This window comes from Neisseria sp. P0001.S005 (genome assembly GCF_051963715.1).
Window position 1 is genome coordinate 1 of sequence record NZ_JBQCTZ010000492.1, and the last position, 634, is coordinate 634.

1 pseudogene is annotated in these 634 nt (G+C 45.9%); it reads left to right on the forward strand.

Annotation, left to right across the window (positions count from 1 at the left end):
• Nucleotides 1–582, forward strand: a pseudogene (locus tag ACTHSP_RS21260) (cytochrome bc complex cytochrome b subunit); the annotation flags it as partial.
• Nucleotides 583–634: the final 52 nt, after the last annotated feature.

Consider the following 634-nt stretch of genomic DNA (forward strand, 5'->3'; position numbering starts at 1 on the left):
GTTAAAGACATCTTGGGCGTCGTTGTATTCCTGATTGTCTTCTGTTCTGTGTTGTTCTTTGCACCTGAAGGCGGCGGTTACTTCTTGGAAGCGCCAAACTTCGATGCAGCGAATGCGCTGAAAACACCTCCGCACATTGCGCCGGTATGGTACTTCACTCCGTTCTACGCAATTCTGCGTGCGATTCCTTCCTTTGCCGGTACTCAGGTATGGGGTGTAATCGGTATGGGTGCAGCAGTTGTATTGATCGCCTTGTTGCCTTGGTTGGATAAAGGCGAGGTTAAATCTGTCCGCTATCGCGGCCCAATCTTCAAAACGGCGTTGGTTCTGTTCATTATTGCCTTCATCGGTTTGGGTATTTTGGGTGCAATGGTAGCAACTGATACTCGTACTTTGGTTGCACGTATCCTGTCTTTCGTCTACTTTGCATTCTTCCTGGGTATGCCGTTCTATACCAAACTGGATACCAACAAACCAGTTCCTGAACGCGTAACCATGAGCACTACTAAACAAAAAATTATGTTCTTTGTTTACGTCGGTATTACCGTTGTCGGTGTTTACTTGTTTGCAACCAATATCTGATGAGGGCAGCGAAAATGAAACAAACTCTGAAAAACTGGTTTGCTGCCTTATT